The sequence below is a fragment of the Acidovorax sp. K2F genome, from assembly GCF_025246485.1.
In the GTDB taxonomy this organism is placed as follows: domain Bacteria; phylum Pseudomonadota; class Gammaproteobacteria; order Burkholderiales; family Burkholderiaceae_C; genus Acidovorax; species Acidovorax delafieldii.
Genome location: NZ_JAOBSQ010000049.1, coordinates 41,757 through 67,603 on the forward strand (window position 1 = coordinate 41,757; position 25,847 = coordinate 67,603).

At 65.8% G+C, this 25,847-nt stretch carries 29 protein-coding genes; 14 read left to right on the plus strand and 15 right to left on the minus strand.

The features are described 5' to 3' along the window. Window positions 1-43: 43 nt before the first annotated feature. From N4G42_RS18100 to N4G42_RS18120, 5 genes are all read left to right on the plus strand, one after another. Window positions 44-412, plus strand: a complete 369-nt coding sequence (locus tag N4G42_RS18100) for a hypothetical protein (protein WP_108499714.1) — start codon at window positions 44-46, stop codon at window positions 410-412. A 164-nt stretch (window positions 413-576) separates the two neighbouring features. After that, complete coding sequence (locus tag N4G42_RS18105; RefSeq protein WP_108499713.1) at window positions 577-1,545, plus strand: MBL fold metallo-hydrolase; 969 nt, start codon at window positions 577-579, stop codon at window positions 1,543-1,545. Beyond that, window positions 1,523-2,191 (plus strand): histidine phosphatase family protein, encoded by a 669-nt coding sequence (locus tag N4G42_RS18110; protein ID WP_099730887.1) that lies wholly within the window; start codon window positions 1,523-1,525, stop codon window positions 2,189-2,191. Before N4G42_RS18105 ends, N4G42_RS18110 begins: the two co-directional genes overlap by 23 nt. Window positions 2,192-2,524: 333 nt before the next feature. Further along, complete coding sequence (locus N4G42_RS18115) at window positions 2,525-3,412, plus strand: transglutaminase-like domain-containing protein (RefSeq protein ID WP_260668209.1); 888 nt, start codon at window positions 2,525-2,527, stop codon at window positions 3,410-3,412. Window positions 3,413-3,528: 116 nt separating this feature from the next. Then, window positions 3,529-3,699 carry a hypothetical protein gene (locus N4G42_RS18120; RefSeq protein WP_008902830.1) on the plus strand — a complete coding sequence of 57 codons (171 nt, stop codon included), beginning with the start codon at window positions 3,529-3,531 and terminating at the stop codon, window positions 3,697-3,699. Between the two features lie 84 nt (window positions 3,700-3,783). Here the strand turns inward: N4G42_RS18120 and N4G42_RS18125 are convergent, their stop codons facing one another. The 4 genes from N4G42_RS18125 to N4G42_RS18140 form a co-directional block, all read right to left on the minus strand. Then, a complete protein-coding gene (locus N4G42_RS18125; protein WP_260668167.1) occupies window positions 3,784-6,321 on the minus strand; it encodes an ATP-binding protein in 2,538 nt (845 codons plus the stop codon). Window position 6,322: 1 nt separating this feature from the next. Continuing rightward, on the minus strand, window positions 6,323-7,135 hold the full coding sequence (locus N4G42_RS18130; RefSeq protein ID WP_260668168.1) for an ABC transporter substrate-binding protein: 813 nt from the start codon (window positions 7,133-7,135) through the stop codon (window positions 6,323-6,325). 71 nt (window positions 7,136-7,206) lie between these two features. Next, on the minus strand, window positions 7,207-7,902 hold the full coding sequence (locus tag N4G42_RS18135) for an HD-GYP domain-containing protein (RefSeq protein ID WP_260668210.1): 696 nt from the start codon (window positions 7,900-7,902) through the stop codon (window positions 7,207-7,209). 80 nt (window positions 7,903-7,982) lie between these two features. Beyond that, window positions 7,983-8,354, minus strand: a complete 372-nt coding sequence (locus N4G42_RS18140) for a response regulator transcription factor (RefSeq protein WP_056066973.1) — start codon at window positions 8,352-8,354, stop codon at window positions 7,983-7,985. Window positions 8,355-8,502: 148 nt separating this feature from the next. On the opposite strand from N4G42_RS18140, the gene N4G42_RS18145 reads away from it, so the two are divergent. The 5 genes from N4G42_RS18145 (at window position 8,503) to N4G42_RS18165 (ending at window position 12,208) form a co-directional block, all read left to right on the plus strand. Then, a complete protein-coding gene (locus N4G42_RS18145; protein WP_260668169.1) occupies window positions 8,503-9,177 on the plus strand; it encodes an excisionase family DNA-binding protein in 675 nt (224 codons plus the stop codon). Continuing rightward, window positions 9,174-9,908 (plus strand): response regulator, encoded by a 735-nt coding sequence (locus tag N4G42_RS18150; RefSeq protein WP_260668170.1) that lies wholly within the window; start codon window positions 9,174-9,176, stop codon window positions 9,906-9,908. The genes N4G42_RS18145 and N4G42_RS18150 overlap by 4 nt, the downstream gene beginning before the upstream one ends. A gap of 253 nt (window positions 9,909-10,161) precedes the next feature. Then, window positions 10,162-10,929 carry an MHYT domain-containing protein gene (locus tag N4G42_RS18155; RefSeq protein ID WP_260668171.1) on the plus strand — a complete coding sequence of 256 codons (768 nt, stop codon included), beginning with the start codon at window positions 10,162-10,164 and terminating at the stop codon, window positions 10,927-10,929. 73 nt (window positions 10,930-11,002) lie between these two features. After that, the gene (locus tag N4G42_RS18160; protein ID WP_260668172.1) at window positions 11,003-11,692 is read left to right on the plus strand and encodes a glutathione S-transferase family protein; all 690 of its coding nucleotides are present in this window, start codon (window positions 11,003-11,005) and stop codon (window positions 11,690-11,692) included. A 12-nt stretch (window positions 11,693-11,704) separates the two neighbouring features. Then, window positions 11,705-12,208 carry a low molecular weight protein-tyrosine-phosphatase gene (locus tag N4G42_RS18165; protein WP_260668173.1) on the plus strand — a complete coding sequence of 168 codons (504 nt, stop codon included), beginning with the start codon at window positions 11,705-11,707 and terminating at the stop codon, window positions 12,206-12,208. 13 nt (window positions 12,209-12,221) lie between these two features. Here N4G42_RS18165 and N4G42_RS18170 read toward each other — a convergent pair whose 3' ends face one another. The 7 genes from N4G42_RS18170 to N4G42_RS18200 all read right to left on the minus strand — a co-directional run bounded on the left by N4G42_RS18170 (window position 12,222) and on the right by N4G42_RS18200 (window position 20,020). Further along, complete coding sequence (locus tag N4G42_RS18170; RefSeq protein ID WP_260668174.1) at window positions 12,222-13,295, minus strand: XdhC family protein; 1,074 nt, start codon at window positions 13,293-13,295, stop codon at window positions 12,222-12,224. A gap of 29 nt (window positions 13,296-13,324) precedes the next feature. Then, window positions 13,325-13,957 (minus strand): CoxG family protein, encoded by a 633-nt coding sequence (locus N4G42_RS18175; protein WP_108499703.1) that lies wholly within the window; start codon window positions 13,955-13,957, stop codon window positions 13,325-13,327. A 94-nt stretch (window positions 13,958-14,051) separates the two neighbouring features. Then, complete coding sequence (locus N4G42_RS18180; protein ID WP_260668211.1) at window positions 14,052-15,266, minus strand: VWA domain-containing protein; 1,215 nt, start codon at window positions 15,264-15,266, stop codon at window positions 14,052-14,054. Window positions 15,267-15,276: 10 nt separating this feature from the next. Next, a complete protein-coding gene (locus N4G42_RS18185; RefSeq protein ID WP_260668175.1) occupies window positions 15,277-16,203 on the minus strand; it encodes an AAA family ATPase in 927 nt (308 codons plus the stop codon). Window positions 16,204-16,312: 109 nt separating this feature from the next. Further along, window positions 16,313-17,104 (minus strand): FAD binding domain-containing protein, encoded by a 792-nt coding sequence (locus N4G42_RS18190; RefSeq protein WP_192419975.1) that lies wholly within the window; start codon window positions 17,102-17,104, stop codon window positions 16,313-16,315. An 11-nt stretch (window positions 17,105-17,115) separates the two neighbouring features. Continuing rightward, window positions 17,116-19,503, minus strand: coding sequence for a xanthine dehydrogenase family protein molybdopterin-binding subunit (locus tag N4G42_RS18195; RefSeq protein ID WP_260668176.1), 2,388 nt, complete (start codon window positions 19,501-19,503; stop codon window positions 17,116-17,118). 46 nt (window positions 19,504-19,549) lie between these two features. After that, window positions 19,550-20,020, minus strand: coding sequence for a (2Fe-2S)-binding protein (locus N4G42_RS18200; RefSeq protein ID WP_056748178.1), 471 nt, complete (start codon window positions 20,018-20,020; stop codon window positions 19,550-19,552). Between the two features lie 491 nt (window positions 20,021-20,511). Here N4G42_RS18200 and N4G42_RS18205 point away from each other — a divergent pair, with 491 nt between their 5' ends. Further along, window positions 20,512-21,660 (plus strand): helix-turn-helix domain-containing protein, encoded by a 1,149-nt coding sequence (locus N4G42_RS18205; RefSeq protein ID WP_110960363.1) that lies wholly within the window; start codon window positions 20,512-20,514, stop codon window positions 21,658-21,660. Window positions 21,661-21,810: 150 nt separating this feature from the next. On the opposite strand, the gene N4G42_RS18210 is transcribed toward N4G42_RS18205, so the two are convergent. After that, window positions 21,811-22,257: a helix-turn-helix domain-containing protein gene (locus tag N4G42_RS18210; protein ID WP_056066933.1), complete on the minus strand. Its 447-nt coding sequence runs from the start codon at window positions 22,255-22,257 to the stop codon at window positions 21,811-21,813. 116 nt (window positions 22,258-22,373) lie between these two features. Here N4G42_RS18210 and N4G42_RS18215 point away from each other — a divergent pair, with 116 nt between their 5' ends. From N4G42_RS18215 to N4G42_RS18225, 3 genes are read left to right on the plus strand one after another with little or no spacing between them, the layout of a single operon-like run. Continuing rightward, window positions 22,374-22,838, plus strand: coding sequence for a DUF2938 domain-containing protein (locus N4G42_RS18215; RefSeq protein WP_409557847.1), 465 nt, complete (start codon window positions 22,374-22,376; stop codon window positions 22,836-22,838). A 48-nt stretch (window positions 22,839-22,886) separates the two neighbouring features. After that, window positions 22,887-23,486, plus strand: coding sequence for a flavodoxin family protein (locus N4G42_RS18220; protein WP_260668178.1), 600 nt, complete (start codon window positions 22,887-22,889; stop codon window positions 23,484-23,486). Next, entirely contained in the window at window positions 23,483-23,710 is a 228-nt protein-coding gene (locus tag N4G42_RS18225) for a DUF2798 domain-containing protein (RefSeq protein WP_260668179.1), read from the plus strand. The genes N4G42_RS18220 and N4G42_RS18225 overlap by 4 nt, the downstream gene beginning before the upstream one ends. A gap of 27 nt (window positions 23,711-23,737) precedes the next feature. Here the strand turns inward: N4G42_RS18225 and arsB are convergent, their stop codons facing one another. The 3 genes from arsB to N4G42_RS18240 are packed head-to-tail and all read right to left on the minus strand — an operon-like array spanning window position 23,738 to window position 25,815. Next, window positions 23,738-24,802 carry an ACR3 family arsenite efflux transporter gene (gene arsB, locus N4G42_RS18230; protein WP_260668180.1) on the minus strand — a complete coding sequence of 355 codons (1,065 nt, stop codon included), beginning with the start codon at window positions 24,800-24,802 and terminating at the stop codon, window positions 23,738-23,740. Further along, window positions 24,799-25,305, minus strand: a complete 507-nt coding sequence (locus tag N4G42_RS18235; RefSeq protein ID WP_260668181.1) for an arsenate reductase ArsC — start codon at window positions 25,303-25,305, stop codon at window positions 24,799-24,801. The genes arsB and N4G42_RS18235 overlap by 4 nt, the downstream gene beginning before the upstream one ends. Before the next feature lie 9 nt (window positions 25,306-25,314). After that, window positions 25,315-25,815, minus strand: a complete 501-nt coding sequence (locus N4G42_RS18240) for an ArsI/CadI family heavy metal resistance metalloenzyme (protein ID WP_260668182.1) — start codon at window positions 25,813-25,815, stop codon at window positions 25,315-25,317. Window positions 25,816-25,847: the final 32 nt, after the last annotated feature.

Below are 25,847 nucleotides of genomic sequence, written 5' to 3' on the forward strand. Positions count from 1 at the left end.
CATCACGCAACACCCCCTGACGCATTCACCATCTGCTCTCACCATGCCACTGAACTACCTCGACTTTGACTACAGCGAAGACGCTGACGGCAACGGCACCCTGGATGCCATGGCCAGCGTCTTGCCGGCGCAACTGCCTGCCTTGCAGAACGAGATCGCCGCCGTGCTGGCCTGGGCGCATGCACACTGGCCTGGTGCCTGCGCACCGCTGGAAGACGGCGGCACCTGGCACTACGACCTGCATGGCGTGCAAGAGGTGCAGAGCCCGCTGACTTTGTCCTTTGATGAAGCGACCGGGCAACTGCACACGACCACCGGCAGTGCCGCGCCACCACGCACCACGCTGACCCTGACCCTCAGCGGCAGCAGCGACTTCTGCACCGCGTTGAGCGAAGCCTTCGAAGTGGAATGAGCTTCCTCGTCACGACCCGGCTCCCCCAACCAGATCAAAGGGTTAACCCCAATTAGCGACCAAAAGCCCCACGTTGCAAACAGGTTAGTGCTCCAGGCCATGCCTTTCTAAGGCCCGGCGTTACAGTTGCGACTCATTAGTTCAACCCGAGACTGGAGAGTTTCATGCTGTCACGCCGTCACTTCCTGGGCGCAAGCCTGGCCACCACCGTTTACGCTGCGGGCTCGTTCGTGCCCGTGTGGGCGCAGAACGCACCCAATTTCGGCACGCCCACCTTGCCCAGCCCTGGTTTCCGTCGCATGAAGGTGGGGGACGTGGAGGTGATCGCACTGAACGATGGCATCACTCGCCGCCCTTTGGGGGAAGAATTTGTGAAGAACGCACCGCTGGCCGAAGTGCGTGCGCTGCTCGCATCGCAAGGCCTGCCCACCGACTACATCGATGTGCCGTACACCCCCTTCCTGGTGGTGGCGGGCGCGCGCAAGATCCTGATCGATACCGGCCTGGGCGAGTTTGGTGGTGCAACCACCGGCAAGCTGCTGGACAGCCTGCGCGCTGCTGGCATGCAGGCCTCCGACATCGATACCGTGCTCGTCAGCCACTACCACGGCGACCACATCAATGGAATCCGCAACAAGGCGGGTGAGCTGGTGTTCCCGAAGGCCAAGGTGATGGTGCCTGCAGCCGAACATGCCTTCTGGATGGACGACGCGCGCATGGCCGCCGCCCCCGCAGGCATGAAGGGTGCGTTTGACAATGTGCGTCGCACCTTCGCCACCATGCCAGCCGATACGCTGGTGCGGTTTGAAGCGGGCACCGAGGTTGCGCCAGGCATCCAGTCGGTGGCCGCCTACGGCCATACGCCGGGTCACACGCTGTTCGAGTTGAAGTCGGCAGGTCAGAACTTCTTCTATGTGGCAGACCTGACCAACGTGCCCGCATTGTTCGCGCGCAATCCCGACTGGGCCGTGACCTTTGACATGGACGCAGAGGCTGCGCGAAAGGTCCGCCGCGAGGTGTTCCAGCGCATCACCACCAGCAATGCCATGCTGGGTGGCTTCCATTTCCCCTTCCCTGCGTTTGGCCGCGTAGCAGCAGCGGGCAATGGCTATGCCTTCCAGCCAGCTGCCTGATGCCGAAGCAGCCGGGGATCAGGCTGCGACGCAAGGTACGCGCGTCACACGGCGAACCTTGCTGGGCAGGGGCGCGGCAGGCGCACTGGGTAGCGGACTGGCCCTCACAGCCCTGCAGACCTGGGCAGCCCAGGAAGCGGGTGCCGAGGTCTTGCTGCGCCAGGGCGGAGTGGTGGCGTTGTTTCGCCACGCGCTGGCCCCCGGCACCTTCGATCCCCCGGGTTTCCGCCTGGGCGACTGCAGCACCCAGCGCAACCTGAACGATGAAGGCCGGGCCCAGGCCCGGCGCATTGGCGAGTGGTTCCAGACGCGGCAATTGCGTCCGGAGAAGGTGCTGTCAAGCCCCTGGTGCCGTTGCATCGACAGTGCCACCCTGGCTTTCGGTGCACCACAGGTGTGGACGGCTCTGGGTTCGCCCAGGGGCTACTCCGAGACCACGGGTGAGAGCCACCTGCGCGAATTGCGCCAGGCGCTGGCCGCAGCGTCTGCACGCAATGGCCGGTTTGAGGTGTGGTTCAGCCACATGTTTGTGCAGTCCGATCTGGCACGCGACAGCACCAGCTCGGGCGATGCGCTGATCTTGCGAGCCCCCCGAAGTGGCGACGTGCAGGTGCTGGCGAAGCTCTCGGTCACCGGATCAACCTGACCAGCGCCTGCTGATGCTGGCGGGAGATCGCGCTCCCGCGCACCGTGGTGCACGGGCCATCGGACTACACGCTGGCGATGCCCTGGGGCGTATCCTGAAGATTCCCAGCCCTGCCAGATATCCCGGCGCGGCGCATACCCCGGAGCCGCCGATGACACCGTCCCACACACTGGGCGAACCCGCAGCCTGCAGACCCCGTCGCTGAGAGCTGCTATGGCCTTCCTCTCCAGCCCCCCCCGCCTTACCACCGCGTCCAACGAGCCTGCGCGATGGCCCGCGAATACCGGCGCGCCCCTGGCGCAGGCAATCCCAGGCAGCCAGCGTGGTGTTCGCATGGACCTGCAGATTGACCTGCGCTACGAGATCGACAGCTACGGCGCCGATTTCGTGTTCAACATCCACGCCGCACAAACACCCCACCAGATCGTCCACAACGAGCGCCTGGTGCTCAGCCAGGACATTCCCCACCAGATCCACACAGACCCTGCGACGGGTAACCGCTATCTCCGGCTGCATGGCGAGCCCGGCATGCTGGAGCTGACCTACAGCGCTACGGTGGACATACGCCACTACCGTGCCGACCCCACCCAACTGGCCGAGGTGCCCGTGCGGCATCTGCCGCCGCATGTGATGGGCTACATCTACCCCAGCCGCTATTGCCAATCTGACCGCCTGCTGCGGCTGGCCCTGAACGAGTTCGGCGCCTTGTGGCAAGGACACAGCCGCGTGCAGGCTATCCGTGACTGGGTGAACCGGCATGTGGCGTTCACGTCCAACACCTCCAACTCCAACACCTCGGCCGTCGATACGCTGGTGGAACAGGTCGGGGTGTGCCGGGATTTCGCCCACCTGATGATTGCACTGTGCCGCGCCGTGAACATTCCGGCCCGCTTCACCACGGGCACCGACTACGGTGCCGACCCAGCGCTGGGCCCGCCGGACTTTCATGCCTACGTGGAGGTGTATCTGGGCGACCGCTGGTATCTGTTCGACCCTTCGGGCACGGCCATCCCCATGGGGCTGCTGCGGTTTGGCACCGGCCGAGATGCCGCCGACGTGGCGTTTGCCACCATCTTTGGCGGAGTGCGGGCACAGCCCCCCACCATCCACACCCGCGCGGTGGAGGACCCTGCCCAGGGGTGGGTGCTGCCGCACCACTGCGCCGAGGCGCTGTCCACCGACCAGGGGACCTCGTACGGGGCGCGTTTCGTCGCGCAATAGGGAGCTTGACCTTCCGTCTGCCGCCTCTGGCGGGGGCGGCAGAAAGGCCTGTTGGCCATCCCTGATTGCGGCTGTGGCCTAATATGCCCCTTTCTCCACTTTCTCAGAGACCTACCATGGGCAACAAGATCGTCACCGAAGCAGACCGCAAGCGCACCCCCCAACCCAAGCCAATGCCCGGCGTGACGCTGAACACCCCTGGCCGTGGTCAGCGTGTGAGCCTGGAGCGTGGTGTCGCCACGCGCAGCAAGAAGAACCCTGGGAAGCGCTCGCGCAAGGGCGGCTGATTAGCCCTCTAGGGGCGCTGCGGCGCCCCGCCACCCACAAAAAAGCCCTCGTCTGAGGGCTTTTTTTTTGGGCGATACAGCCGTTTATTGCAACGGGGCCGGCATGGTTTCCATGTGGCCTCTGGCGGGCAGGATGATGTGAAACGCTGCACCGCTGGCCGGAACGTTCTCGGCAAAGATCCGCCCGCCCATGGCCTCGACGATCTTGCGGCAGATGGCAAGGCCCAGGCCCGTGCCCCCAGATCCATCCTTGGTCTTACTGGACTGCACAAAGGCCTCAAAAATGCTCTGCAGCTCTGAAGGAGGGATGCCCGGGCCCTCATCCCGTACCACCAGATGCGTCTGGCCCTGCGGGTCCGCGTAGCCCTCCAGGGTGATCGCGCTGCCAGGCGGCGAAAACTTGATGGCGTTGGCCACCACGTTCCGGATCACCTGCTGAAACCGCAACGGGTCGGCCTTCGCCATCAGCGGAAGGTCAGGCATGCGCAAATCAATCATCAGGTGGCTGCGTTCCAGCAAAGGCTCCAGCTCGCGGATCACCGGGCGCACCACGCCGCGCAAGTCGATGCGCTCCATGTGGAATGTGCCCACCGTGCTTTCCAGCTTGGAGACATCTAGCAGGTCGTTCACCAGCGTCAACATGCGCTGGCCAGCGGAATGGATGTCTTCAAACATGCCCGCCAGCTTGGGCTGCGCGCGACCACGCAGCATGCCCAGTTCGGCATAGCCCAGAATGGACTGCAGCGGCGTGCGCAGCTCGTGGCTCATGTTGGCCACAAACTCCGACTTGGTGCGGGATGCCTCCTCGGCCGCGTCACGCGCCTCCCGGGTGGCGCGCTCAGCCTCACGGAACTCGCTCACATCCATCAGGATGGTGAGCACACCGGTGACTTGGCCGTGCTCATCGGCAATGGCTGCCTTGGCCAGGCGCGTGTCGCGGCGCGATCCGTCGCCATGGCGCACCTGGGTCTCGACCAGGGCTCGCCCCCCCCAGCGCAGCAGCTGCTTGTTGGCCGACTTATGTACGTTTGCCTCGTCTGGCGGCAGGCACTCGTCAAAGGCCTTGCCCAACACGGCGGTGCGAGTACGGCGTTTGTATTCCTCCCAGGCCTTGTTCACGCGCACAAAGCGGTTCTGGGCGTCAGTCACAGAGATGGGCAGCGGATTGGTCTCCAGCAGCAGATCCTGAAACGCAATTTGGGCTTGTAGCTGTTGTTGGGCCATCCAGCGCTTGGTTTCATCCACCGCGCTGCCCGCAAAACCAATCACACGCCCGGCAGCCACCAGAGGCACCACTGCCACCTGGAACATCATCTCCTTGCCCTGGGCAGAGCGGGACACCACCTGGCATACCCGCACTCCATCCGGCGACCGGGGGTCGATGGCACGCGCCACATCATTGCGGCTTTGTGGCTCGACCAGGTCGTGCAGACGTTTACCAATGGCACGGTCAGGCGCCGTGCCCGTCATCACAGTCCAATGGGCATTCACATAGGTGATCACGCCCTGCGCATCGGTACGAAAAATCAGCTCTTGCACGCTGCGCATCAGCACCGACAGATCCCGCTCGTTGCGGGCAATGCGGGCCTGTGCAGCGTCAATGGCCAGCCGCGCCCGCTCACGGGTGCGCAGGCCACGCCACACGGCAAATGTCAGGCCCAGCACCAGGGCCACCAGGGCCAGGCCAATACCGATCAGCGCGCGGGCATCCGCCAGCCAGCTCTGCACGGCTGTTCGGTACGAGGTCTCGACCACCACCACCAGCGGCATGGCGGCAGAGGCCCGAAAACTGACGATCTGCCGCTCGCCCAGCACACCCACGCCCAGGTAGGTGGCGTGCTCCTGCCGGGGCAGGAACTGGCTGAAGACGGGGATGTTGTTCACCCGCGTACCTGCCAGAGCAGCTGCGGCCCCCGAAGTGGCCAACACCTGGCCGCTGTACGAGGTCACCACCGAGTCAAAAACCTCGGACTCCAGCGTCAGGTGCTGAAAGTTGGACAGCGAGTCGGGATTGACCAAAGCCACCAGCACCAGCGCCTGCCCTGCTTCGTTCTTGTAGCCGTGCATCACAGGAATAAAAGCGACACCCGCAGGAGCCGCCGCCGCTGCGCCTCCCAGCCGCACACTTTGCAGGCTACGGCCCGGTGTGAGGCCGCCCTGAACCGTCCGCCCCACGGCCACCAGAGGGCCGAGCTTGGCCAGGTCCACAAAACTCTCGGCATCGCCGGGCTGGGTGCTGGCGACCACTCGCCCACCAGCGTCCACCACGGCCAACCCCCGAAGAAATGAAAGCGCCGCCAGCGCCTGGCCCAGGGCATCTTGCATACGCCGGGGTTCCGAGGCCACCGTCGTGAGGGCTGGCGATGTGGCCAGCGACTCCAGCGCCAGTTCGGCCGTCTGCATGGTGCGCGTGGCCTGATCCTCCAGCACCCGAGCCAGCATGGCGGCATGGTTCTGGTGGCTGGTACGCACCGTGCGAAAGTCGTTCACGGCCAACGCGCCGACGGCCACCAGTGCCGCCAATGCCGACAGCCCTCCGGTGATGAGGACCAGATGGCTGGTCTGCGACACCCACGTGCGCAGCCTGGTCCAGACCGAAGGGAGCGCCTGGAGGTCGGCCATATCAGCGCACCACGATGGCGTTCAGGCCATTTTGAGAGGCCGCGCGCTGCAGGCGGCCGTCGGCCTTGATGCGCGCCACAAAGGCATCCACCGTAGCCAGCCAGGCGGCATCGCCGCGCTTGACTGCATAGCCATAGGGCAGCACCGAAAATGGTTCGGGAGACTCGATGAGCCGGGCCCAGTCGGCGTTGTCCATCATGCGCCGGCTGTAGGGATAGTCGGTCATGAACACGTCAATGCGCCCGGCAGTCAGTTCGCGCTCGCGGGTGGTGGGTAGCTGGATGCGCACCAGCGTGGCCTGCTTGAGGCGCTGGGCCATGATGGGTTCCATGAACGTGCCTGCCTGCACCCCCACCAACACACCCGGCTTGTCAATGTCGGCCCACTGCTTGATGACCGTATTGGATTTAGTGGTGATGCCGTAAATGTCGCTGCGCATGTAGGGCTGGGTAAAAGCCAGCTTTTCCATCCGCTGGGGCAGCATGCCGATGGCAAACATGGCCACATCGCAACGGTCCTGGTTCAGGTCATCAATGAGGGTGGGAAAAGAAGAGTCCACATATTCGACCCTGGCCTTTAGGTCGCGCGCCAGCTCGGCAGACAGGTCGATGTCGATACCCCCGAGTTGCTGTGTACGCGGGTGCCTGTAGGTCACGCCGTAGTAGTCCGGCCAGACACACACACGCAACACCGACTGGCTCTGGACCCGCTCGGCCACAGGCCCCGCCAGCGCGCTGGTCGCACACACGGCCAGCGCCACGCCGGTGACGGCCAAAGCCCACGGTTTCAGCCACTGCATCATCGTCATCATCATTGAGAATCCTTGGATCAATAACACCACCGTGCCCGCAGTGGCCTGCCGCTGAGCGGTCAGAAAAAAGGGGATCAGGGCGCGTCGATCAGAGCATCAAAAGAGGGACATTCCTGCGTGATCTTGCAACGTAGCGCATCCATGGCTTCAGCATGCGCCAAAAACGTGTCCACGATCACCGGGTCGAAAGCACGGCCGCGCTCGGCCGCCAGCATCTCCAGCGCCACCGGGACCGCGAAGGCGGGGCGGTACACCCGATCCATGGTCAGCGCGTCAAAAAAATCCACCACGGCGGTGATGCGGCCCGACAAAGGAATCGCCTCGCCCGACAGGCCCGCCGGGTAGCCTTGGCCGTCATAGCGCTCGTGGTGCGTGAGCGCCACCTCGGCCGCCATGCGAAACACTGGAATGTGCGAACGCCCCAGGATCTCGGCACCCATCGCGGCGTGGCAGTTCATGGTCTGGCGCTCTTCTGGGGTGAGCTTGCCGGGCTTCTTGAGCACGCTGTCGGGGGTGCCGATCTTGCCGATATCGTGCATGGGCGCGGCCTTGCGCAGCATGCGTGCGTAGCCCACCGTCTGCCCCAGAGCCAGGGCCAGGGCCTCGGCCAGGTATCCAATGCGCACGATGTGTACGCCGGTGTCATCGTCCTTGAGGTCGGCCGCAGCCGACAGGTGCAACAGTGCGGCGTGGTGCGCGCGGGTGACCTCGCGCAGGGCTTCATTCCGCTCTCGATACATGCGCCCGAAGTCGCGCACAAAACTCTCCATCTGAGCTGCAGCAGCCTCATCAAAGCAACGTGCATCGATGGGCTGCGCCAGCAGTTCGTGCCCGGGTCGAGGCACGGAGGTCACAGCGCTGCCTCCATGCGGTAGATGGTTTCCAGAACCTGCAGAGTGCTGAAGGGCTTCATCAGGTAATCGTCGGCTCCCGCCGCGAAGCCTGCCGCCCTGTCGTCCGACTGCACCCGGGCCGTCAGCATGATCACCTTGGTGTGGCGCATGTCCGGGTCGGACTTGATGCGGCGGCAAACATCCAGGCCGTTAAGGGTGCCCGGCATCATGACATCCAGCAGCACGATGTCCGGCTGCAACTCACTGGCCAGCAGCCAGCCCGCATCGCCCGTAGCGGCTTCGTGGATCTCAAAGTCATCAAACTCCAGCGTCATCTTGAGCAGTTTGCGGATATCGATGTGGTCTTCGACGATCAGGATCTTTTTCATGGCGGTAGCCTTTGTGGGGCCGGGAATAGGCTTGGAATACAAAAAAACACGTTTTAACGTGATTTCTTGCCATTGATTGAATCATATCAATCATTTTTATCAAATGCAAGTCGAGTAAAAATTAAAATTAGGAGAAAATGCGTGATCTATGCAATCTGACAATTCCCTCGCGGAGCACGCCATGGCGGACCACTACACCACGCTGGAAGTCGCCAAGATGCTGGGCATGGCCGTGCGGTCGGTCCAGCTGATGGTGGACCGCAACGAACTTGAGGCCTGGAAGACCCCTGGCGGGCACCGCCGCATCTCGCGTGCATCGGTGGAACGCTGGATGACCGCCCATGGCGCCGGTGGCGCTGCCCAGGCACCCGCCGTCGGCGCTCCAGTCGCCGCCCGCGCGCCCCTGGCCGCACCGGTGGGACCAGCCAAAGGGCGTGCACCACAAATCCTGCTGATCGAGGACTCCATCCATTTCCAGAACCTCGTGGGCCTCATCGTGCAGCAGCACCTGCCAGGAGTGCAGCTGCAGGTGGCGAACGATGGCATCACCGGCCTTGCGTTGTATGGGCAGATTCAGCCCGAGGTGCTGATCGTGGACATCCTGCTGCCAGGCATCGACGGCGCCACCCTGATCACCACGCTGCGCTCGCACCCCCAATTTGCGCGCAGCCACCTCATCGTGGTCACCTCGCTCGACGAGCAACAGCGCGAGCCGTATGCATTTGCCTTGCAGGGTGTGAAGGTGATCCACAAGCCCCGGCTGGTGGCCGAGTTACCTAGCGCTCTGGCCGCGTGCATTCCACAGGCACAGGTACCCGCATGAGCAGGCCCAAGGTCCTGCTCGTGGAAGACGACAGCTCCATCGCACGCTTTGTGCAGATGGCGCTCGAGGAACTTCCCATCGAGCTGGTGACCTGCGCCAACGTGCCTGACGCCATGCAGGCGCTGCATGCGGGGGGCGTGGAACTCATCATCACGGACCTCATGCTGCCGGGCGAGTCCGGCATTGACCTGGTACAGCGGCTGCTGCAAGAGCCTGTGCACGAAAGCCGAATTCCGGTGGCGGTATTCAGCGCGGGCCTGACGCCGCCAGTGCGCGAGCAACTCCAGGCCATGAAGGTGTGGCGCATGCTGTCCAAACCTGCATCGGTGGCAGAGCTGGAGGCCTGTGTAACCGATGCGCTGGCGCTGGTGGCGGATACCCCTGCCAATGCGCCAGTCACAACAGCCACGCCTGCCGATGAAGCGGCCGACGATGAGGCTAAGGCCATTGCCACCCACTTTGCGGGCGACGAGTTTCTGTTCAAGGCCTACCACGCCAGTTGCCTGCAGCAGTTCCCTACCGACGTGCGGCAAGGTGACGCGGCCAGCGCAGCGCAAGACTGGCCGGCGCTGCGGCGCCTGGCACACAGCCTGGCCACCGTGCTGCTCACCCTGGGCCACCCGACCCAGAGTGTGCGCGCCCGCCAGCTGGAAAACGCAGCCGCCCAGTCTGCCGCAGAGGCATGCCAGGAACATTGGCGCATGCTGCGCGCTTTCCTGCTGCAGCTCTGATCCAACGCCAGCAGCCTGGCTGGCTGAACACCCTTGCCTTGAGAGCCCCGATGGCGGGCGATTGACCCACCCCATCGCCTTCTCCGGAAGGCGAATGTGAAGACCCATGAACAAGCCGGGGTGGGCTCATATTTCTGAAACATAACCATTCAGAGCAAAAAATAACCAATTGGTCTAATATAGAAACAATTGGTTTCAATCGCCTCAGATGCGGTGTGAAGCTCTCCTCCACCCCCGTCTCAGGCAGCTCTCCATGGACCCCAACGTCGTTTCCGAATACCGCCCCCACCTTGTCGCCATCTCGTTCGCATTGGCGTTCATTGGTTCATTGATCGCACTAATGGTCACACGCCGCATCCGCCACAAGGACGGATCGCTCAACCGCGCAGCGACTTTGACGGCCGGCGTGGCGCTGGGCGGCATTGGGGTGTGGTCCATGCACTTTGTGGGCATGGTGGCGCTGCGGCTGGATGTGGCCAGCAGCTACGGCATCGTTGAAAGCGCGGTGTCTCTGCTGGCGGCCGTGGCCTGCACCTCGGCTGCACTCATTGTGGTGTCCAAGGCACCCCGGGAACTGACACGGATTCTGGGCGCAGGACTGCTGCTGGGCCTGGGTGTGGCGGGCATGCACTACCTGGGCATGTACGGCATGAAGATTGGCGGCTACATCCACTGGGACCTGCGCACCGTGGCGCTGTCGGTGCTGATTGCGGTGGCAGCAGGCACGGCCGCCCTGTGGCTGGCCTTCAACACCCGCCGCCTGGGCAGCCGCGTGGGGGCCGCCCTGCTGATGGCCACCGCCGTGTGCGCGATGCACTACACCGGCATGGATGCTGCCGAATTCATCTGCACCACCCCCAACCGTTATGCCACCGTGCAGGGCGTCGGGCTGGTCAGCTCGCTGGGCCTCGGCCCCATTGTGGCCGCCTGCGCATTTGCCATGGCCGTGCTGATTTCGGTGGATCTGTATGTGCAATGGATGCAACGCTCCATCGGCCAGCAGCGCCGCCGTACGGCCTGAGCCAGACGGCACCCGCGCAAAACAAGGGCTGCACCAGGGTGCATTCGGCCCACTCTTCAATAAGATGGCGACCATGATCACCCTGCACCACCTCGAAACCTCGCGCTCGCAACGCATTCTCTGGCTGCTGGAAGAGCTGGGTGTGCCCTACGAGCTCAAGATCTACCCACGCGACAAGGCCACCAAGCTGGCCCCGCCTGCGCTCAAGGCCATTCACCCCCTGGGCAAGTCGCCAGTCATCACCGATGGCGACGAAGTGATTGCCGAGTCGGGCGCCATCATCGAATACCTGGTGGAAACCTATGGCGAGCAAGCCCGGGGCGACCTGGCCCACCTGCAGCCAGCACCCCGCACCGCCGAGCACCGCCAGTGCCGCTTCTGGATGCACTACGCCGAGGGCTCGCTGATGAACTGGCTGGTGATGAAGCTGGTGTTCAAGACCATCCCTACCCAGCCCATGCCGTTCTTCGTGAAGCCCATTGCACGCGCCCTGTGCGGCACGGTGCAGCAAAAGCTCATCGACCCCAACGTGGACACGGCGCTGGCGTTCATTGAAGAGCACCTGGGCACCCACCGCTGGTTTGCGGGGGAGCACCTGACCATGGCGGACTTTCAGATGAGCTTTGCGGTGGAGGCGCTGATGTCACGCGCCAACGACGCAAGCCGCTGCCCGCACCTGCAGGCCTATCTGGAACGCATGCATGCACGCCCGGCCTACCAACGGGGCATCGCCAAGGGCGGCCCGGTGGTGATCGAGGCCTGAACGCACGCCACCATGTCTCGCTACGCGATTCTCTTCGTGTGCATGGGCAACATCTGCCGTAGCCCCACCGCCCACGGCGTGTTCCGCCACAAGATCATCCACCGCGGCCTGGCGCACAGCGTGGTGGTGGACTCGGCAGGCACGCACAACTACCACCCCGGCGAGCCGCCCGACACCCGCACCCAGCGCCACGCGGCGCAGCGCGGTTATGACCTGTCAGACCTGCGGGCCCGGCAACTCATTGATGCAGACTTTGTCCGATACGACCTGATCCTGGCCATGGACTGGGACAACCTGGCCCTGGCGCAGGACCAATGCCCGCCCGCACACGCGCACAAGCTGCGGCGCATGACGGAGTTCTGTCTGCAATTCGACAGCCCGGTGGTGCCTGACCCGTACTACGGCGGCAGCCAGGGGTTTGAAGAGGTGCTGGATCTGGTGGAAGACGCCTGCGAAGGGCTGCTCAGGCACGTGCAGCGGCAACTGCAGGCGCAGGAACCCAAAGCCCGGCACTGACCTGCCTGCGTGGCTACCGCACTCCGCACACCAGGGCGCCGGGGTCGTTGTGCGCCTGCTCGCGGTCGTTCTTGGCCTGGGCCACCTCCATGTCGCGCGGGAGGGTCACGCCGTTCTTGACGGCCAGGATCTCGGCCATCACGCTCACCGCAATTTCGGGCGGCGTCTTGCTGCCGATGTAGATGCCGATGGGCCCACGCAGGCGCTGCAGACTGGCTTCGGTCTGGTCAAAGTGCTCGATCATGCGGGCGCGCCGCGCCTCGTTGTTGCGGCGCGAGCCGATACCGCCCACGTAGAACGCCTCGGTGCTCAAAGCCTCCAGCAGTGCCAGGTCGTCCAGCTTGGGGTCGTGCGTGAGGGCCACCACGCAGGCGCGGCGGTCGGGCTTGAAGGCCAGCACCACATCGTCGGGCATGTCGCTCACCACGGTGGCACCCGGCACGCTCCAGCTGCCCCGGTACTCCTCGCGCGGGTCGCACACCGTCACGGCAAAGCCGTTAAACAAGGCCATGGTGGCCAGGTACTCGGTGAGCTGCCCCGCCCCGATCAGCAGCATGCGGTACTCAGGCCCGAAGGTGTTGGTGAGCTGCTGTGCATCCACCTTCAGATCCTCGGGTGCCTGCGTAGGCGCCAGGGTCACGGCGCCATCGGACAGGCGCACGGTGCGCTGCACCAGGCGCCCAGCGGCCAGCTGGGCAATCAAATCGGCCAGCCGCGCGGGATCAGGGTCGTATTCCAGCAGCAGCTCCAGCGTGCCGCCACAGGGCAGGCCAAAGCGGTGGGCCTCGTCGGCGCTGATACCGTATTTGACAAACGATGGCGGCCCGCAGGGGATGCGGTGCTCGGCACCGTCTACCGCAGCGCCCGCCTGGGCATAGGCGCGGGTGTGGCGGTCGATCAGGTCGTCCTCAATGCACCCGCCCGACACCGAACCCACCACCGCGCCGTCTTCGCACAGCGCCATGATCGAGCCCACCGGCCGGGGCGACGAGCCCCAGGTGCGCACCACCGTGGCCAGCAGCGCACGGCGCCCTGCGGCACGCCAGCCCTGCAGCGTGCGCAGCACGACGACGTCCAAATTTTCCATGACTCACTTCCTTCCGGTACCCATAGCACTCAACCCCGATTGAACCACCAGGCCAGCAGTACGAGGGCCGCCACGCCAACACCCCACGTCCACGCAGGGATACCGCCACCCTGGGTGGCACTCCCCCCTTCCACGGTGCCTGGCTGGGTGACGGCATCGGCACTGGCTGCTGCATCTGCCGGGGGGGCTTCAGCGCGCGGAAAGCGGCGCTGCATCTCGTCGTCGAACCGCTTGAAGAAGTCTTCGGCCATGCTCTTGGCGGCGCCGTCGATGAGGCGCTGGCCCAGCTGCGCGATCTTGCCGCCCACCGAGGCATGCACGGTGTAATGCAGCTCGCAGCTGGCCTGCCCCGCCGCATCGGGGGGCAACGGCACCAACTTGACCTGGGCATTGCCCTTGCCAAAGCCCGCCACGCCGCCGGAGCCGTCAAAGGCAATGTTGTAGCTCTCGGGCGGCACGATGTCGGACAGCGTGATCTTGCCGGCGAACTTGGCCGACACGGGCCCGATCTTGAGCGCCATGGCCACCGAATACTGGTTCTCGGCCGTGGGCTCGACCTTGTCGCAGCCGGGAATGCACAGCTTGAGCACCTCGGGGTCGTTGAGCGCCTCCCAGGCCTGTTGCTGGCTGACGGCAAGGGTTCGGCTGGCTTGCATTTCCATGGTGGGTCCTCTCGGTCTGCAATGGGTGTGGATGTTGTGGGAATTCAATCGGTCCGCTGCATGGCTGGGCTCGATGCGGTACGGGGCCGCGCCCTCATTGCCGCAACACGCTTGCCAGGCTGGCGGCCAGGTCCTTCAGGTGGCTCAGGTTGTGCACGGCCACCATGCCGTGGGCCTGGCGGTGCAGGGCCGACGCACCGCGCGCCGTGGGGGCATACCCCTCGTAGCGCAACAGCGGGTTGAGCCACAGCAGGCGGCCACAGTGGCGACGCAGCCAGGCCAGCTCGCGCTCCAACACCTCGGGGGCGCCCGTGTCGAGCCCGTCGCTGATCAGCAGCACCAGCGTGCGCCGCCCCACCAGGCGCCGCGCATGCTGCAGGCGCAACTGGCCCAGGCTGTCGCCCATGCGGGTGCCGCCCGCAAAGTCGGTGATGGCATGGCTGGCCGTCTCCAGCATGGCGTCGGTGTCGGCCAGGCGGAAGGCGGGCGTGAGGTCGGTCAAGCCAGTGCCAAAGGCAAACACGTCCCGGCGCACGGCAGCCCCGGTGTGGCGCGGCGCGGTGGCGGCGTGCAAGAAGGCCAGCAGTAAACGCGCGTAGCGCTCCATCGAGCCCGACACGTCCACCAGCACCAGCAGCGGCAGCGGTTGCTGGCGGCGCTGCAGCAAGGGGATGTGCAGCACCTCGCCCCCACTGCGCGCCGCATGGTGCATGGCGCCGGGCCAGTGCGGGCGGCTGCCGCGCACACCCGGCCGGGTGCGGCGGGCCGCAAAGCGCGGCAAAGGCAAAGGCACGTCGCGTGCCAGGCGCTCCACCAGGATGTATTCGCTGGCCGAGAGCTGGTTGAAGTCCGCCTGCCGCAGGCGCTGCAGGTCACTGGCCGTCATGGCGGCATCGAATTCGATCTTGTCTTCTTCGCGCGTGGGCGGTGCGTTGCGCGCGGCACGCACGGGCGCCAGTGCCTCGCTCACGCGCGGGCGGCGTTTAACGGGCTCGGCCTTGGATTCTGCGCTGGGCAGCATCTGCGCCAGCAGCTTTTGTGCGACGTTGGGATTGCGAAAGTAGGCATCGAACAGCTCGCGGAACACCACACGGTCTTGCTCGCGGCTGACCAGCACGGCCTCCAGCGCAGCACCGAAGTCCTCGCGCTGCAGGCCCACCAGCATCACCGCCTGCTGGGCCAGCGCCATGCGGGCCGCATCCACCCGCACGCCAGCGCGGCGCAGCGTGCGGCCAAAGCCGCTCAGGTTGTCGGCCAGCTTGCCGGTGCGGGCATCGCCGAGTTGGGAGAACATCGCGCCCTCGGCCATCGGGCGGTTCTCATGCATCGGCATCGGCGGGTTGCAGCAACTGCACCGCCATGTCGCGGGTAAGCGCCGCCACATCCTCCCGCTGCTTGAACAGGATGCCTGCGGTATCGGACACCACCTCGGGGTCCACCACGATGGTGTCGAGCGCCACCAGCGCCTTGGCCCATTCCACGCTCTCGGCAATGCCCGGCGCGCGCTGGAAGGCGTTGGCAAACGGCTGGCTGCGCAGCCGCCCCACGAACTCTGCCACCTGCAAGGCCAGCGCCTCGCTGGCACCGGGCACCTGCGCGCGGACGATGGCCAGCTCGCGCTCGCGCTCGGGGTAGTCCAGCCAGTGGTACAGGCAGCGGCGCTTGACGGCGTCGTGCAGATCGCGCGTGCGGTTGCTGGTGAGCAGCGTGACCGGTGTGGCCGTGGCGCGCACCGTGCCGATCTCGGGGATGCTGACCTGGTACTCGCCCAGGTATTCGAGCAGGAAGGCCTCAAAGGGCTCGTCGGCGCGGTCCACCTCATCGATCAGCAGCACGGCGCCCGGCGCTGGTGCCTGCAGCGCCTGCAGCAAGGGGCGGCGGATGAGGTAGCGGTCTTGGTAGACCTCGCGCTCCACCTGCGCCATGTCGGCACTGCCCTGCCCTTCCGCTGCCCGCATGTGCAGGAGCTGGGCCGCATAGTTCCATTCGTACAGGGCCTCGCGCTGCTCCAGACCGTCGTAGCACTGCAGGCGGATCAGGCTGCGCGACAGCACTTCCGAGAGGGCTTTGGCCAGCGCCGTCTTCCCCACGCCAGGCTCGCCCTCCAGCAACAAAGGCCGCTGCAGCTTGAGCGCCAGAAACACCGCCGTGGCCAGGCGACGGTCGGCAAAATAGCCCACGCTTTGCAGGGCCTGCACCAGGGCGTCGATGGAAGCCGGAACCGGCGCGGCGTTCAACGAGTTCATTGCTATCCAATTCATAGCTGCCAGCGCATATTTCTCTAGCGCCTGCAGCCAATTTCAATCAAAGACCCGCCACCGGGTGCCGTACCACGGTGGCGGGGTTGCCTTCACGTCATCCCAGCATCTGCTGCACAGCGCGCTGCGTTTGCACGCTGATGAGATTGGCGCGGTAGGCGGCACTGGCGTGGATGTCGGCGTTCAGATCGTTCGCGTCGATCTTCACGCTGGCAGCAGACTGCGGGGTGAAAGTCTGGTTGAGCGCCGCCTCCAGCCCCGCATGGCGGAACACGCTGCTGGCCGCACCGGTCACGGCCACGCGCACGCCGCTGTCGGTTTGCGCCACAAACACCCCCACCAGCGAGAAGCGCGAAGCCGCCTGCTTGAACTTCATGTACGCAGCGCGTTTCGGGATCGGGAAGCGGATGGCGGTGATGATCTCGCCCTCCTCCAGCGCCGTGGTGTACATGCCCACAAAGAAATCGTCGGCCTTGATCTCGCGGCGGTTGGTGATGACCGTGGCGCCCAGGCCCAGCACCGCACTGGGGTAGCAGGCGGCAGGGTCGTTGTTGGCCACCGAGCCGCCCAGCGTGCCGCGTGCACGCACCTGGCGGTCGCCAATGTGGGCGGCCAGGTCGGCCAGCGCAGGGATGGCGGATTTCACATCCGCACTGGATGCCACGTCGGCATGGCGCGTCATGGCACCGATGACCAGCGCGTTGCCCTCGCGGCGGATGCCCGCCAGTTCGGCAATGCTGTTCAGGTCCACGATCTTTTCAGGGTTGGCCAGGCGCAGCCGCATGGACGGCAGCAGGCTTTGCCCGCCCGCGAGCAGTTTGCCGCCCTGGGCGATGAGCTGCGCGGCAGCGGCGGTGGAGGAAGGCGCTTCAAACGTGAATGCGTACATGGTGGATCTCCTTATGCCTTGGCGTGTTGAATCGCTTCCCAGACGCGGTGCGGCGACGCGGGCATGTCGAAGTCCTTCACACCCAGGTGTCGCAGCGCATCCAGCACGGCGTTGATCACCGCCGGTGGCGAGCCAATGGCCCCGGCCTCGCCGCAGCCCTTGGTGCCCAGCGGGTTGTGGGTGCAGGGCGTGCACACATGGCCCAGTTTGAACTCGGGGAAGTCATCGGCGCGTGGCATGGCGTAGTCCATGAAACTGCCGGTGAGCAGCTGGCCCGTTTCGCGGTCGTACACGCAGTTCTCCAGCAGCGCCTGGCCAATGCCCTGCACCAGTCCGCCATGCACCTGCCCTTCCACGATCATGGGGTTGATGATGGTGCCGAAGTCGTCCACCGCCGTGAACTTGTCCACCCGTGTGTGCCCGGTGGCGGGGTCCACCTCGACCTCGCAGATGTAAGTGCCTGCCGGGAAGGTGAAGTTGGTCGGGTCGTAGAACGCGGTTTCGTTCAGGCCCGGCTCCAGCACGTCCAGCGGGTAGTTGTGCGGCACATAGGCTGCCAGCGACACCTGGCCGAACGGGATCTTCTTGTCTGTGCCACGCACCGTGAATTCGCCATTCGCAAAGTCGATGTCGGCATCGCTCGCTTCCATCAGGTGCGCAGCAATCTTTTTGGCCTTGGCCTCGATCTTGTCCAGCGCCTTCATGATGGCCGCGCCGCCCACGCTGATGGAGCGTGAGCCATACGTGCCCATGCCGAACGGCACGCGGCCCGTATCGCCGTGCACGATGTCCACGTTCTCCACCGGGATGCCCAGGCGCGCGGCCACCACTTGCGCAAAGGTGGTCTCATGCCCCTGACCGTGGCTGTGCGAGCCGGTGAACACCGTCACGCTGCCGGTGGGGTGCACACGCACCTCGCCGCATTCGAACAGCCCTGCGCGTGCGCCCAGGGCGCCGGCGATGTTGGACGGCGCGATGCCGCAGGCCTCGATGTACGACGAATACCCAATGCCCCGCAGCAGCCCCTTGGCCGCGCTGGCGGCCTTGCGCTGCTCGAAGCCCGTCACGTCGGCCAGCTTGTTCGCCCCATCCATGCAGGCCTGGAAGTCGCCGGTGTCGTACTGCAGCGCCACTGGCGTCTGGTACGGGAAGGCCTTGATGAAGTTGCGGCGGCGGATCTCGTCCTGCGGCAGTCCCATCTCCCACGCGCAGCGGGTGACCAGGCGCTCCAGCAGGTAGGTGGCCTCAGGGCGGCCTGCGCCCCGGTAGGCGTCCACCGGTGCGGTGTTGGTGAACCACGAGTCCACCTCCACATACACCTGCGGCGTGCTGTACTGCCCCGCCAGCAGCGTGGCGTACAGGATGGTGGGCACCGCGCTGGCAAAGGTGCTGAGGTAGGCGCCCAGGTTGGCGTGGGTGTGCACACGCAGCGCCAGGAACTTGCCGTCCTTGTCCAACGCCATCTCGGCGTGGCTCACGTGGTCGCGACCGTGGGCGTCGCTCAAGAACGCCTCGCTGCGGTCGGCCACCCACTTGATGTTGCGGTTGAGCTTTTTGGACGCCCAGGTCAGGCACACGTCTTCGGCGTAGAGATATATCTTGGAGCCAAAGCCGCCACCCACATCGGGCGCAATCACGCGCACCTTGTGCTCGGGCAGGCCCATCACAAAGGCCGTCATCAGCAAGCGCTCGACGTGCGGGTTCTGGTTGCTGACGTACAGCGTGTATTCGTCGCTCGCCCGGTTGTAGCTACCGATGGCCGCACGGGGCTCCATGGCGTTGGGGATCAGGCGGTTGTTGATCAGGTCGAGCTTGGTGACATGCGCAGCGTTGGCAAATGCGGCGTCCACGGCGCCCTTGTCGCCGATGGCCCACTTGAAGCAGTGGTTGTCAGGCGCGATGTCGTGCAGCGCCGCACCGGTCACGGCGCCCGACGCGGCGTCGGCCACATTCACCACGGCTGGCAGCACGTCGTAGTCCACCTCCACCAGCTCGGCCGCATCGCGTGCCTGCTGCTGGGTCAGCGCCACCACCATGGCCACGTGGTCGCCCACATAGCGCACCTTGCCCTGCGCCAGGATGGGGTGTGGCGGCTCCTTCATGGGCTGTCCGTCAGTGCTGGTGATAAGCCAGCCGCAGGGCAGGCCGTTGATGTTGTCGGCGGCCACGTCGGCACCGGTGAACACGCCCAGCACGCCGGGCGCGGCCTTGGCAGCGTCAATGTTGATGCTGTTGATCTTGGCGTGGGCGTGCGGTGAGCGCACGAACACCGCATGGCTCTGCGCGGCCAGCACCACGTCGTCGGTGTATTGGCCTGCGCCGGTCAGGAAGCGGTAGTCTTCCTTGCGCTTGAGCGATTCGCCGATGTGCGGCAGCTTGGAAAAGTCGGATGCACCCATGGTCTTGTCTCCTTGGATTGTTCTGGCGTGGGGACGGCGGGCGCGCTCAGGCGCCGGCCATGGCCTTCTGGCCGACCTGCACTGCGCGCACGATGTTCTGGTAGCCGGTGCAGCGGCAGATGTTGCCTTCGAGCAGCTCGCGGATCTCGCCTTCGCTGGCGTTCGGATGGTTCTTGCACAGGTCCACCGCACTCATCACCATGCCCGGCGTGCAGAAGCCGCACTGCAGGCCATGGCACTCCTTGAACGCAGCCTGCATGGGGTGCATGGTGCCGTCAGGGGTGGCCATGCCTTCAATGGTGGTCACCTCGGCCCCCTGGGCCTGCACCGCCAGCATCGCGCAGGATTTGACGGCCCGGCCGTTCACATGCACCGTACACGCCCCGCACTGGCTGGTGTCGCAACCCACGTGGGTGCCAGTGAGCAGCAGGTGCTCTCGCAGCGCATGGACAAGCAGGGTATTGGGGGGGACGTCAACACTGGCAGCGCGCCCGTTGACCGTGAACTGGACTTGCATCTGGCTGTCTCCTGGAGTGGTTTTGGCTGGATAGGAGCGCGCTCACGATCTCGCGGAGGGGATCGGGATCACGCTCATCGCTCGCGCATCTTCTGCCGCGCCCCACGCCCCATCCCTAGGGACAACCCTAGATTTCCGGGGCCCCTGGCTGGATATTCTCAAAATGAAACATGCTGCAATGCACACTAGTCCACTGAATCCGGGAAATCGGGGGTGCGCCAGGGCTGCGGCGGGATGCACGGCAAGGCGCCTGGCGCTGCCAAGGCTGGCTGCCTTGGCAGCGCCAGGCAACGCCGCCGGGTACCCGCCGCAGCCCTGGCCCGCAGGGTGAGGGTCTGGCAAGGCCGCACTCGTTGTTGCCGTGCTCGCCGGGTGTACAACACGGCTGCGCCCGGCGCCTAGATTGCGGCCTTGCCAGACCCTCACGCACCCCCGATTTCCCGGATTCAGTGGACTACCGCATCATGCGGACCTCCAGGAGCCTGTTCACCATGCTGATCTCCGCGCCCCACCCCGCTGCTGACCGCCACGCGCTGATTGCGCAGGCGCGCCAGAGCCTGCTGTCCGACGGTGCAGCGCCCGTGCGCGCCGAGGTGGAGCCGTGGATTGCGCGGTCCTGGCAACGCTGCCTGGCGCGGGGCCTCGAGCCCACGCGGCGCGTGGCGTTTGACGCCGTCAGCGCCACGGCGCTGCGCCACAGCCAGGAGCAGAACCACCACCTGCTGCGCGCTGCCCGGCCGGTGCTGGAGCAGCTGACCCGGGCCATTGCGGGCATGCGCTACTTCGCCATGCTCACCGACGCACGCGGCATCGTGGTCGATGTGCAAGGCCATTGCGACCGGAGCGACCCGCGCGCCAGCGCCATTGGGCGCGTGGGCATTGATTTATCGGAAGCAGCCGTGGGCACCACCGCCATCGGCGCCGCACTGGAAGAGCTGCAGCCTGTGTGGTTGCACCGGGGCGAGCATTTTTTTGACGACAACGCCAGCTACAGCTGCGCCGGGGCGCCGCTGTTCGACCCCCAGGGCCGCTGCATGGGCATGCTGGACCTGACGGGTGTGGATGTGCCCGAACGGCCCGAGCTGCGCCACCTGGTGGCCCGGTCGGCCCGCGCCATGGAAGACGCACTGCTGCTGCAACTGCCCCACGCCCTGCTGCTGCGCGTGAACTGGCCGGGCTGCCCGCTGGGCGGCGAAGGCGACGGCCTGCTGACGCTGGACGCCGACGGCTGCGTGGTGGGAGCCAACAGCATGGCCCGCCAGCTGGTGCCCCAACCCCTGCGCGCGCCCGGCCTGCCCGGTGCCCGCACCCACTGCAGCGACCTGCTGGCCATGCCCTGGACCATGCTGTTCGACGCGGCCCGCCAAAAGCGTAGGGAGCCGCTGGATTTGCCGCTGTGGTCGGGCCTGCGGCTGCACGCGCTGGCGCAGTTGCCTGCGCACGCCCGCACCGTGGGCGACACCCACACAGCGGCGGTGCCAGGCATTGCATCCGCGCCCGCCCCGCTGCGCGAGGCCGAAGTGGCCATGATCCGCCGCGCCGTGCAGGAAGCGCGCGGCAATGTGGCCGAGGCGGCGCGCGCGCTGGGCATCAGCCGCGCCACGGTGTACCGCAAGCTGGGCGCCCCCAAAGGCGGGTGACAGGCCCGCGCCGCGGCCCACACCGCCGTACAGGCGTCCGGCGGCTGCATTTCAAGCATTTTTGGCCGATAGCGCTAGTGCAATATGCCTGAGCAGCTATCAAATAGATAGCAAATCAATCACCCCATCAACCGAGGCGCCTCGGGCCGCTCAGGCACGCGGCCGTCGCAGTCCCACTACCGGCTGCGCGCTGCGCCGCTGCTGACGCTCCAGCGCGCCATCAGCGGCGGCTTTCAGCAGCCGCTGGAAGGACGGGCACTGCGCATGGCTCTCGGCCGGGCAAGCGGCCGCGTGCCGCAGACCGTTGCTCATGGCCTTGAGGCGCTTGACCATGGTGTCGAGCTCGTCGGCCTTGGCTGATAACAGCTGCCGGTCGATGTTCGGCTCGCCGCTGGGCAAGAACATGGACCGGATGTCGTCCAGCGAGAACCCGGCCGACTGCCCCAGCGCAATCAACGCCAGCTGGTCCATCACGCCGGGCGCAAACCGGCGGCGCTCGCCGGGTTGCCCCACCGACTGGATCAAGCCCTTCTCTTCGTAATACCGCAGCGTGGACGCCCGCAGCCCGGAGCGCTTGGCGACTTCGGCAATGTCCATGAAAAAACCTCTTGACCTCAAGTTGACTTGAACTTCTATATTCCGTTCAAAACCTTCTCCCGTCAACTTTCCGAGGTGTTTTGATGACTCTCTCACTGCAAGACATTCCCCTCGCCATGCTCCTGGGCATCGGCGCCACCGCCGTCATGGATGCCTGGCTGTTGCTGCTCAAAAGGCTGGGGGTGCCCACGCTCAACTTCGCCTTCATCGGCCGCTGGGTGGGCCACCTGGTGCGCGGGCAGATCGCCCACGCCGCCATCGCCAAGGCAACTCCGGTCCGGGGCGAACTGGCCTGGGGCTGGCTCACGCACTACGCCGTGGGCGTGGCCTTTGCCGGGGTGCTGCTGTCCCTGCAGGGCGCTGCCTGGGTCCACAGCCCCACCCTGTGGCCCGCGCTGGCCGTGGGCATGGGCACCGTGGCGGCGCCGCTTTTGGTGATGCAGCCCGCCATGGGCTCTGGCTTTGCGGCATCGCGCACGCCCACGCCGCTCAAGAACTGCCTGCGCAGTTTGGCCAACCACACCGTGTTTGGCCTGGGCCTGTATCTCTCCGCGCTGGTCATCGCACTGATTTCACGCTGACCTGCCCCGCGCCTTCTCCCCCGAAATCACTCCCAAGAAACCCACACCATGCAACACATTGCCATCGTTTATCACAGCGCCCACGGCCACACCGCACACATTGCCCACCACGTGCTGGACGGAGCGCGCGCCGTGCCGGGCGTCCTCGCTGAACTGGTCCGGGCCGAAGACCTGGCGCAGGCGCCCGACCGCCTGCTGCGCTACGACGGCGTCATCCTGGGCTCGCCCACCTACCTCGGCGGGGTGTCCGGGCCGTTCAAGACCTTCATGGATGCCACGGGCCGCCTGTGGAAAACGCAGCAGCTCAAGAACAAGCTGGCGGCGGGCTTTACCGTGTCGTCACTGCCAGCAGGCGACAAGCAGTCCACGCTGATGTCGATGTGGGTGTTTGCCATGCAGCACGGCATGGTGTGGGTGGGCAACCCCATCCTGCCCGAGCAACACGCCGGGGTGCCGTACGACGAGGCGGCCAACCGCCTCGGCTCCTGGTCGGGCCTGATGGCGCAGGCAGGCCACGGGGCGGCCGCCGATGCCTTTGTACCCGGCGACACCAAGACCGCCCGCATGTTCGGCCAGCATTTCGCCGAGACACTGCAACGCCTGAGCGGTGTGGGCGCACGCCAGCCTGGCGAAGAGGTGGCGGCATGATCCCCGCCCGCTATGGGCCGGTGCTGTTCAGCTTGATCTTGTCGGGTGTGATGTCGCTGCTGGTGTCGGGCATCTCCACCTTTCGCGCACTGCAACCGCAGCAGGACTTTTTGAGCCTCTGGACAGGAGCATGGCTCACAGGGTGGTTGTTCGCCTTCCCGGCGGTGATGCTGGCAGCGCCACTGGCCCGCAAGGCGGTGGCGCTGCTCACGGCCAGGGACTGACCGCACAGGCGCGGTGTACCGCGCCGCTCACGCCCGCTCGTACCAGCCCTTGCTGCGGTTGACGAGGCGCACTACCAGCAGCATCACCGGCACCTCGATCAGCACGCCCACCACGGTGGCCAGCGCGGCGCCGGAGTGAAAGCCGAACAGGCTGATGGCGGCCGCCACCGCCAGCTCGAAAAAGTTGGAGGCGCCGATCAGTGCCGATGGGCAGGCCACGCTGTGCTTCTCCCCTACCGCGCGGTTGAGCCAGTACGCCAGCCCCGCGTTGAAAAACACCTGGATCAGGATGGGCACGGCCAGCAGCGCAATCACCAGTGGCTGCTGCAGGATGGCTTGGCCCTGGAACGCAAACAGCAGCACCAGCGTGGCCAGCAATGCGGCGATGGACCAGGGCCCCATGCGCGCCATGACGGCATCGAACACTGCCTGCCCCTTGGCCAGCAGCGACCGGCGCAGCCACTGGGCCAGCACCACCGGGATCACGATGTAGAGCACCACCGAGGTCAGCAGGGTGTCCCACGGCACAGTGATGGCCGAGATGCCCAGCAAGAACGCCACCAGCGGCGCAAACGCCACCACCATGATGCTGTCGTTCAGCGCCACCTGCGACAGCGTGAACAGCGGGTCGCCGCCCGTGAGGCGGCTCCACACGAACACCATGGCCGTGCAAGGCGCAGCCGCCAGCAGGATGAGGCCTGCGATGTAGCTGTCCAGCTGGTCCGCAGGCAGGTAGGGCGCAAACCAGTGGCGGATGAACAGCCAGCCCAGCAACGCCATCGAAAACGGCTTGACCAGCCAGTTCACCACCAGCGTCACGCCGATGCCCCGGGCGTGCTTGCGCACCTCGCCCAGCGCACCGAAGTCCACCTTCACCAGCATGGGGATGACCATCACCCAGATCAACAGGCCCACGGGCAGGTTGACCTTCGCGATCTCCATGCGGCCGATGGCCTGGAACACCGACGGCAAGAATTGCCCGAGCGCAATGCCCACCACGATGCACAACAGCACCCACACGGTGAGGTAGCGCTCGAACACGCTCATGGGGGCCGGGACGGCGGCTCCGGCCGGGTTGCACTGCACCATCATGGCGTGGCGGCGGCACGCGACAGCTCGCGCGCGGTGTGCTGCAGCAGAGTCTTTTCGAGCTTGTCGGCAGGCAGGTTGATGAGCAGCTCCAGCCGCTGGTGGATGGCATGCAAGGTCTTGCGGAAAGCCTCGCGCTTTTCATCGTCCGTGCCGTCCCCTGCGGACGGGTCGGCGTAGCCCCAGTGCGCAGTGGCCGGGTGGCCGGGCCAGATGGGGCAGACTTCGCCGGCCGCGTTGTCGCAGACGGTGATGATGAGGTCCATCATGGGCGCGCCCGGGGCGGCAAACTCGTCCCAGCTTTTGCTGCGCAGGCCTTCGGTCGAGATGCCCGCGGCACGCAGCACCTCCAGGCCCAGCGGGTTGGGTTGCTGGTTGTCGCGCGGGCTGCTGCCCGCCGAGTACGCGTGGAACCGGCCCGGTGCCATGTCGTTGAGCAATGCCTCGGCCAGGATGCTGCGGGCCGAGTTGTGGGTGCAAAGAAAAAGAACGTTCAAAGCGGTCATGCGGCGCTCTCAGCAGCAGCTGGTTTTGAGGGTTGCGGTCGTGGCAGGGCCGCAGCACGCCGCCCGAGACGCCGCTGGTGCAGGGGCCGCCGCCGAAGGAGCGCAGCAGGCACCGGCTGCAGAAGACGGCGCGGCTTCGTTGAAGACCGGGATGTCCCCCAGGGTGTGAAAGTGCTCCCACGCAATGCCCTGCGGGTCGGTCACCCAGTGCTTTTCGCTGCGGGCGTAGCAGCAGGTGGTGTTGCCCTCGTCGAGCAAGGCCATGTCGGCGGCCTCGGCGCGCGCCTTCAGTTCGGCCAGCTCCTGAGCGTCGTCGGTCTGCATGCCAAAGTGGTCCAGGCCTGGCTTGGCGCCGCGCGTGGAGATGGCGAAGTTGACGCGCGGGTCCTCCAGCATCCACTTGGCATAGTCCGCCTCCACCCGCGCGGGGGCGGCAGCAAACAGCTTGGAATAGAAGGCGATGCTCTGGGCCAGATCATCGACATGCACATGGGCGTGGAAGCGTTTCATGGGGTTCTCCTTGGGGCAACGGTGAGGAACGG

Coding starts and splice junctions, on each gene's coding strand:
- N4G42_RS18100 (WP_108499714.1), top strand. CDS start 44: ATGCCACTGAACTACCTCGACTTTGACTACAGCGAAGACGCTGACGGC.
- N4G42_RS18105 (WP_108499713.1), top strand. CDS start 577: ATGCTGTCACGCCGTCACTTCCTGGGCGCAAGCCTGGCCACCACCGTT.
- N4G42_RS18110 (WP_099730887.1), top strand. CDS start 1,523: ATGCCTTCCAGCCAGCTGCCTGATGCCGAAGCAGCCGGGGATCAGGCT.
- N4G42_RS18115 (WP_260668209.1), top strand. CDS start 2,525: ATGGACCTGCAGATTGACCTGCGCTACGAGATCGACAGCTACGGCGCC.
- N4G42_RS18120 (WP_008902830.1), top strand. CDS start 3,529: ATGGGCAACAAGATCGTCACCGAAGCAGACCGCAAGCGCACCCCCCAA.
- N4G42_RS18125 (WP_260668167.1), bottom strand. CDS start 6,321: ATGGCCGACCTCCAGGCGCTCCCTTCGGTCTGGACCAGGCTGCGCACG.
- N4G42_RS18130 (WP_260668168.1), bottom strand. CDS start 7,135: ATGATGATGACGATGATGCAGTGGCTGAAACCGTGGGCTTTGGCCGTC.
- N4G42_RS18135 (WP_260668210.1), bottom strand. CDS start 7,902: ATGGAGAGTTTTGTGCGCGACTTCGGGCGCATGTATCGAGAGCGGAAT.
- N4G42_RS18140 (WP_056066973.1), bottom strand. CDS start 8,354: ATGAAAAAGATCCTGATCGTCGAAGACCACATCGATATCCGCAAACTG.
- N4G42_RS18145 (WP_260668169.1), top strand. CDS start 8,503: ATGCAATCTGACAATTCCCTCGCGGAGCACGCCATGGCGGACCACTAC.
- N4G42_RS18150 (WP_260668170.1), top strand. CDS start 9,174: ATGAGCAGGCCCAAGGTCCTGCTCGTGGAAGACGACAGCTCCATCGCA.
- N4G42_RS18155 (WP_260668171.1), top strand. CDS start 10,162: ATGGACCCCAACGTCGTTTCCGAATACCGCCCCCACCTTGTCGCCATC.
- N4G42_RS18160 (WP_260668172.1), top strand. CDS start 11,003: ATGATCACCCTGCACCACCTCGAAACCTCGCGCTCGCAACGCATTCTC.
- N4G42_RS18165 (WP_260668173.1), top strand. CDS start 11,705: ATGTCTCGCTACGCGATTCTCTTCGTGTGCATGGGCAACATCTGCCGT.
- N4G42_RS18170 (WP_260668174.1), bottom strand. CDS start 13,295: ATGGAAAATTTGGACGTCGTCGTGCTGCGCACGCTGCAGGGCTGGCGT.
- N4G42_RS18175 (WP_108499703.1), bottom strand. CDS start 13,957: ATGGAAATGCAAGCCAGCCGAACCCTTGCCGTCAGCCAGCAACAGGCC.
- N4G42_RS18180 (WP_260668211.1), bottom strand. CDS start 15,266: ATGGCCGAGGGCGCGATGTTCTCCCAACTCGGCGATGCCCGCACCGGC.
- N4G42_RS18185 (WP_260668175.1), bottom strand. CDS start 16,203: ATGAACTCGTTGAACGCCGCGCCGGTTCCGGCTTCCATCGACGCCCTG.
- N4G42_RS18190 (WP_192419975.1), bottom strand. CDS start 17,104: ATGTACGCATTCACGTTTGAAGCGCCTTCCTCCACCGCCGCTGCCGCG.
- N4G42_RS18195 (WP_260668176.1), bottom strand. CDS start 19,503: ATGGGTGCATCCGACTTTTCCAAGCTGCCGCACATCGGCGAATCGCTC.
- N4G42_RS18200 (WP_056748178.1), bottom strand. CDS start 20,020: ATGCAAGTCCAGTTCACGGTCAACGGGCGCGCTGCCAGTGTTGACGTC.
- N4G42_RS18205 (WP_110960363.1), top strand. CDS start 20,512: ATGCTGATCTCCGCGCCCCACCCCGCTGCTGACCGCCACGCGCTGATT.
- N4G42_RS18210 (WP_056066933.1), bottom strand. CDS start 22,257: ATGGACATTGCCGAAGTCGCCAAGCGCTCCGGGCTGCGGGCGTCCACG.
- N4G42_RS18215 (WP_409557847.1), top strand. CDS start 22,374: ATGCTCCTGGGCATCGGCGCCACCGCCGTCATGGATGCCTGGCTGTTG.
- N4G42_RS18220 (WP_260668178.1), top strand. CDS start 22,887: ATGCAACACATTGCCATCGTTTATCACAGCGCCCACGGCCACACCGCA.
- N4G42_RS18225 (WP_260668179.1), top strand. CDS start 23,483: ATGATCCCCGCCCGCTATGGGCCGGTGCTGTTCAGCTTGATCTTGTCG.
- arsB (WP_260668180.1), bottom strand. CDS start 24,802: ATGATGGTGCAGTGCAACCCGGCCGGAGCCGCCGTCCCGGCCCCCATG.
- N4G42_RS18235 (WP_260668181.1), bottom strand. CDS start 25,305: ATGACCGCTTTGAACGTTCTTTTTCTTTGCACCCACAACTCGGCCCGC.
- N4G42_RS18240 (WP_260668182.1), bottom strand. CDS start 25,815: ATGAAACGCTTCCACGCCCATGTGCATGTCGATGATCTGGCCCAGAGC.